This is a genomic window from Streptomyces boluensis, from assembly GCF_009908195.1.
Lineage (GTDB): Bacteria > Actinomycetota > Actinomycetes > Streptomycetales > Streptomycetaceae > Streptomyces > Streptomyces boluensis.
This window is the reverse complement of the sequence record NZ_JAAAHS010000474.1, coordinates 1-5,173: the sequence shown is the minus strand read 5'-3', so window position 1 is coordinate 5,173 and position 5,173 is coordinate 1. Positions and strand designations below refer to the sequence as shown.

Below are 5,173 nucleotides of genomic sequence, written 5' to 3'. Positions count from 1 at the left end.
GGTGCGGGGCGGCGGACCTAGACTCCGGCCATGGCAGCTCCACGCCGTGACGCCAAAGGGATCGTCGACGCCACCGAGCTTTTCTCCCGGGTACGGTTCCGCCGCCGCGAGCCCGCCGAGCCGCTGCGGCCCTACCTGGAGCACTACTGGCTGATCGACTGGGACCTGCCCGAGCCGTACCTCACGCACGTCGTCCCGCACCCGTCCGTGAACGTCGTCTTCCAGCACTCCGGAACCGGCGACTCCGGCGAAGTCGCGGGCATCGGCCTTGAGTTGTTCGCGCAGAAACTCGAAGGTGCGGGGCGCGTCTGCGGCGTGCAGTTCCGGCCCGGCGGCTTCCGGCCCTTCGCGGCCGCGCACCCGGTGAGCGAGTGGACGGGGCGACGGCTCGCGCTGGACGCGGTGTTTCCGGCCACCGCCGTCGAGGGCACGGCCGCGCGCGTACTCGAACCGGACGACGAGCACGCGCGCGTGGCGGCGCTCGACGCGTTCCTGCTGTCGCTGGCGCCCGCCCCCGACCCGCAGGCCGACCTCGCGATGTCCCTGGTGGAGCGCGTCCGCTCGGACCGTTCGGTACGCCGGGTCGGTGAACTCGCCCGTACGGAGGGCCTGTCGACGCGTTCCCTGCAGCGGCTGTTCTCGGCGTATGTCGGCGTCGGCCCGAAGTGGGTCATCCTGCGGTACCGCATCCACGAGGCCCTGGAACGCGCCGAGTCCGACGCCGCCGTCGACTGGCCGGCCCTCGCGGCCGACCTCGGCTACGCCGACCAGGCCCACCTGATCCGCGACTTCACGGCCACCGTGGGGGTGCCGCCGACGGCTTACGGGAGCGGGAACGGTGGTGGCGGCAGCAAGGGCGTGGGGTGAGCCGTACGGTTCGGCCGGTTGTCAGTGGGGCGTCGTACGGTTCGGGCATGGAGATGTCGACGCGGCCCGTGATGCGGCTCAAGTCCTGGTCGGAGGACGACTTCTGGCTGCTCGTGCGACAGAACTCCCCTGAGATGACACGGCACTTGGGCGGCCCGGAGACGGAGGAGAAACTCCGCGACCGACACCGCCGCTATCTCCGGCCGGGGCAGCGGGACCGGATGTTCCGCATCGTCGTGGACGGAGAGGGCTCGGACGGAGAGGGCTCGGCGGGGGCCGTCAGCTCTGTCGGTTCGGCCGGTCGCGACGAGACTGCGGGCTCGATCGGTTACTGGGAGCAGTCGTGGCGCGGCGGCACGGTCTGGGAGACCGGCTGGGCCGTCCTGCCCGAGTTCCAGGGCCGTGGCATCGCCGTGGCGGCCGCCCGCCTCGTCTGCGAGCGCGCCCACGCGGAGCACCGCCACCGCTACGTGCACGCCTTCCCGTCCGTGGCGAACGCAAGCTCCAACTCCCTGTGCGGCAGAGCCGGCTTCGAGCTGCTCGGGGACGCGGACATGGAGTACCCGAAGGGCCACTGGTCACGGCATAACGACTGGCAGTTCGACCTGCGGACGCTGGACGGGGCGCGGGACGGGGCGCGGGACTGACCAGGGTGCAGCGCTCACGGCTGCGGAGCCGTCAAGTACCGCTGCACGGTCGGCCCCAGCCAGGCGATCACCTCGTCGCGGCTCATCTCGACAGCAGGCGGGAAGCGCAGGACGTACCGCGCGAGGGCCATGCCGAGGATCTGTGACGCGGCGAGCGCGGCGCGGCGCGGAACGGCTTCCGGATCAGGGCAGTAACGGGCCGCGACCGGGACCAACTGCTGCTTGAGGATCTCCTGCATGCGCTCCGCGCCGGACGCGTTCGTCACGCCGACGCGCAGCAGCGCCGTCAGCACCTCGTCCGATTCCCAACGCTCCAGGAAGTGCGCGACAAGCACGGCCCCGATGCGCTCACCCTTCGCGTACTCCTGCTGCCCGTGCTCGTACTCCACGCCGACCGTCGGCTCCGCGTCCTCGGGCCAGCTCAGCTCCGGCAGGTGGAGGTCGATCTCGGCTGCGGCGGCGAAGAGTCCCTCCTTGTTGCCGTAGTAGCGCATCACCATCGAGGGGTCGATGCCCGCGTCCCGGGCAATGGCGCGGATCGTCGCGCGCTCGTACCCATCGGCCGCGAAGCGCTCGCGGGCCGCCGCGAGGATCGCGGCACGCGTGGCATCGGAGCGGCGCGGAGCGCCGGACGGGGCCGGAACGGATCGGCTCGGCGCCTTCGCGGAGGCCGGACGGGGGGAATCCGTGGTGCCAGACATGCCGCCCAGCGTATGCCAACACTCGTTGGCCAACAACCGTTGACATCCGACAGCTCTCGGCCTAGATTTGCCAACAAGCGTTGACCAACAGCTGTTGACCACCGGTCGGCAGTCACGGGGCAGCGCTCCCACGTCCGGGCCGTTGACATCGAGGGGGCCGCAGATGAAAGGCAGCACGAGCACCAGCGCACACAGCGACACCAGCACCCGTTCCGACAGCAGCACCCGCTCCGACGCATCGGTGATCGTGGCCGGCGCGGGGCCCACCGGCCTGCTGCTCGCCGGGGACCTGGCCGCGGCCGGCATCCCCGTCACGGTCCTGGAGAAGCGCCCCGCCAAGGTCAGCAATCTGACCCGCGCCTTCGGTGTACACGCCCGCACCTTGGAGCAGCTGGACGCCAGGGGGCTGGCGGACGAGCTCGTGGAGACGGGGCGGCGCATCAAGGAGATCCGGCTGTTCGACGGTCTCGCACTCGACCTCACGGGCCTGAACTCCCGCTTCGCGTTCCTGCTCTCCACCCCGCAGTTCGAGGTGGAGAAGCTGCTCCGCCGCCGCGCCGCCGCGCACCACGTCACCTTCCGGCACGGCACCGAGGTCACCGGCGTCCGGCAGGACACGTCCGGCGTCGAGGTGGCGGTCCGCCACGAGGACGGCACGACCGGCACGCTCCGGGCCGCCTATCTGGTGGGCGCCGACGGTGTGCACAGCACCGTCCGCGGGGCGATCGGCCGGTCCTTCCCCGGCCGCTCCGTGATCAGCTCGATCGTCCTGGCCGACGTGAGGCTGTCCGGGGAACCCGATCCGACGGCGGCGGTGAACGGTTCGAAGGACGCCTTCGCCTTCGTCATCCCCTTCGGCGACGGGTACTGGCGGGTGGGCGGCTGGAACCGCGAGCGGGCCGACATCCCCGACTCCGCGCCCGCCTCGCTGGACGAGCTGAAGGACATCACGCGTCGCGCCTTCGGCTCCGACTTCGGTATGCATGACGCCCGTTGGATCTCCCGCTTCCACAGCGACGAGCGTCAAGTGCGGTCGTACCGCACGGGCCGGGTGTTCCTCGCCGGGGACGCCGCCCACACCCACAGCCCCGCCGGCGGGCAGGGCATGAACACCGGACTACAGGACGCGGCCAACCTCTCCTGGAAGCTCGCCGCCGTGCTGCGCGGCCGCTCCCCCGAGTCCCTGCTCGACACCTACCAGAGCGAGCGGCACCCGGTGGGCCGGGCCGTGCTGCGCAGCAGCGGTGCCATCGTCCGCCTCGCGATGGCACACAACACCGCGCAGTACGCGCTGCGTTCAGTGGTGACCGCCCTGCTCAAGCGGGTGCGCCGGGTGCGCGAGAAGGCCCTCGGCCAGATCACCGGTGTCGGGTACGCCTACGCCGCACCGCGCGGGGCCCACCCCCTCGTCGGCCACCGCGCCCCGGACATCGCGCTGGCCGAGGGCTCGGCCGGTACGCGTCTCCACGAGTCCCTGCGCGCAGGCGAGTTCGTCCTCGTCACCCCGGCCGAGCTGACGGTCGACGAGAAGGGGGAGCACGGCCGGCCGGTCCACGCCATACCCGTTCACTGGGCGAGCGAGCGCCGTACCTCGCTCCTGGTGCGCCCCGACGGGTACGTGGCCTGGGCTCAGGAGAACGCCCGTCCGGAGCAGGTGCGGGCCGCCCTCGCCGAGTGGACGGGGGCCTGACGAGAGAGGGCGGGGCCACGGGCGAACTCCGGTGCCCGCCCAGCGGGTTCAGCGGGTTCAGTCCACGATGTGCCGCAGATACACCTGGGGGTCGTTCATGTACCTACGCCAGTGGTCCACCAGCTCCAGTTCCTCCCAGCGCACCCGGCGCATGCCGTGCTCGCCGACCTCCACGATGTCCGCACCCGGCAGCGCGGTCAGCACCGGGGAGTGGGTCGCGCAGACGACCTGGGCACCGGTCTGCGCCAAGTGGTCGATATGGCCGATGAGTTCGAGGCACGCACCGAAGGAGAGCGCGGCCTCCGGCTCGTCCATCACGTACAGGCCGGGCACGAGGAACTTCCCGCGGAACGCCGCGAGGAACCCTTCGCCGTGGCTCTTGGCCTCGGGGGCGAACCCCTCCCGCTCCAGCGCGTCGAGCGCGGTCTCGGCCCGCAGGAAGAACCCCTTGCGAGCACTCCAGGACCGGGCCATGCGCCGCCCACCCGTCGCCGCGTCAAAGCGCAGGCGCTCGCCCAGTTCGGACTTGGCGCGGTGCGAGGCGTACTTCCAGTCGTGGGAGCCGCCGTACGAGTCGAGCCCGAACGCTTCGGCGAGCGCCTCGACGAGGGTCGACTTCCCGGAACCGTTCTCGCCGACGAGGAAGGTCACAGGTGCGGTGAAACGCAGACCGTCGACAACGAGGCGCCGCACACAGGGCACGGACCACGGCCACTCGTCCTCGCGGTACTCGCCGGCCTGGACGTACGCACGCTCGATGATCACAGCCCGAGTCTGCGCGAAGGGGGATGCGCGGGCAACGGAGGCACTGGAACGTCAGAAGGAGTAAGCGTCCCCGGTCTGCAGCACAAGGACCGTGTGGTGGTCGTTGGTGGGGTTGTGGTCGGTGGCGTTGCCGTTCCAGTGCGTGTCGATGCGGACCGTCGCCTCCGAGGGGCGGCCGCGCAGTTTCACCTCGACCGGGATCTCCTTGCCCCGACTGCCCGCCCGCAGCGCACCGGTCCGGCACAGGACGACCTGCTGATCGGCCCGCAGGCAGGCGTCGGGGAGCCGTTGCCCGGTGGTGAGGGGCACCGAGTAGCGCAGTCGTACCGTCGCCTCGGACACGTCGGACGGGCCGTGGTTCTCGGGCGTCAGCCGCACCCCGAGCCGACCGGGCGTCAGCTCGGCCCGCCCGTGGTACGCCAGGTCCACCTCGGGCACGCCCGCCCCCGCCTGCCCCACGACCCGCGCACCCGGCGCATCCGGTACACCCGGCACGACCGACC

General features: G+C 71.6%; 6 protein-coding genes. 3 read left to right on the top strand and 3 right to left on the bottom strand.

The genetic code is table 11. From position 1 onward, the window contains the following. Window positions 1-30: 30 nt before the first annotated feature. Window positions 31-867, top strand: a complete 837-nt coding sequence (locus GUY60_RS34035; protein ID WP_161704970.1) for a helix-turn-helix domain-containing protein — start codon at window positions 31-33, stop codon at window positions 865-867. 53 nt (window positions 868-920) lie between these two features. Then, entirely contained in the window at window positions 921-1,514 is a 594-nt protein-coding gene (locus GUY60_RS34030) for a GNAT family N-acetyltransferase (protein WP_161704972.1), read from the top strand. 14 nt (window positions 1,515-1,528) lie between these two features. Here GUY60_RS34030 and GUY60_RS34025 read toward each other — a convergent pair whose 3' ends face one another. Beyond that, window positions 1,529-2,215 (bottom strand): TetR/AcrR family transcriptional regulator, encoded by a 687-nt coding sequence (locus GUY60_RS34025; protein ID WP_161704968.1) that lies wholly within the window; start codon window positions 2,213-2,215, stop codon window positions 1,529-1,531. Between the two features lie 163 nt (window positions 2,216-2,378). On the opposite strand from GUY60_RS34025, the gene GUY60_RS34020 reads away from it, so the two are divergent. Beyond that, complete coding sequence (locus GUY60_RS34020) at window positions 2,379-3,905, top strand: FAD-dependent oxidoreductase (RefSeq protein WP_161704966.1); 1,527 nt, start codon at window positions 2,379-2,381, stop codon at window positions 3,903-3,905. Between the two features lie 57 nt (window positions 3,906-3,962). Here the strand turns inward: GUY60_RS34020 and GUY60_RS34015 are convergent, their stop codons facing one another. Together GUY60_RS34015 and GUY60_RS34010 are read right to left on the bottom strand one after the other, a co-directional pair. After that, window positions 3,963-4,670 carry an AAA family ATPase gene (locus GUY60_RS34015; RefSeq protein ID WP_161704964.1) on the bottom strand — a complete coding sequence of 236 codons (708 nt, stop codon included), beginning with the start codon at window positions 4,668-4,670 and terminating at the stop codon, window positions 3,963-3,965. A 51-nt stretch (window positions 4,671-4,721) separates the two neighbouring features. After that, the coding region (locus GUY60_RS34010) for a hypothetical protein (protein WP_312866530.1) at window positions 4,722-5,173 on the bottom strand (452 nt) is incomplete at its 5' end.

What these genes read in the sequence shown, in the direction of transcription:
- GUY60_RS34030 (WP_161704972.1), top strand. Translation starts at nt 921, where the DNA reads ATGTCGACGCGGCCCGTGATGCGGCTCAAGTCCTGGTCGGAGGACGAC.
- GUY60_RS34020 (WP_161704966.1), top strand. Translation starts at nt 2,379, where the DNA reads ATGAAAGGCAGCACGAGCACCAGCGCACACAGCGACACCAGCACCCGT.
- GUY60_RS34035 (WP_161704970.1), top strand. Translation starts at nt 31, where the DNA reads ATGGCAGCTCCACGCCGTGACGCCAAAGGGATCGTCGACGCCACCGAG.
- GUY60_RS34025 (WP_161704968.1), bottom strand. Translation starts at nt 2,215, where the DNA reads ATGTCTGGCACCACGGATTCCCCCCGTCCGGCCTCCGCGAAGGCGCCG.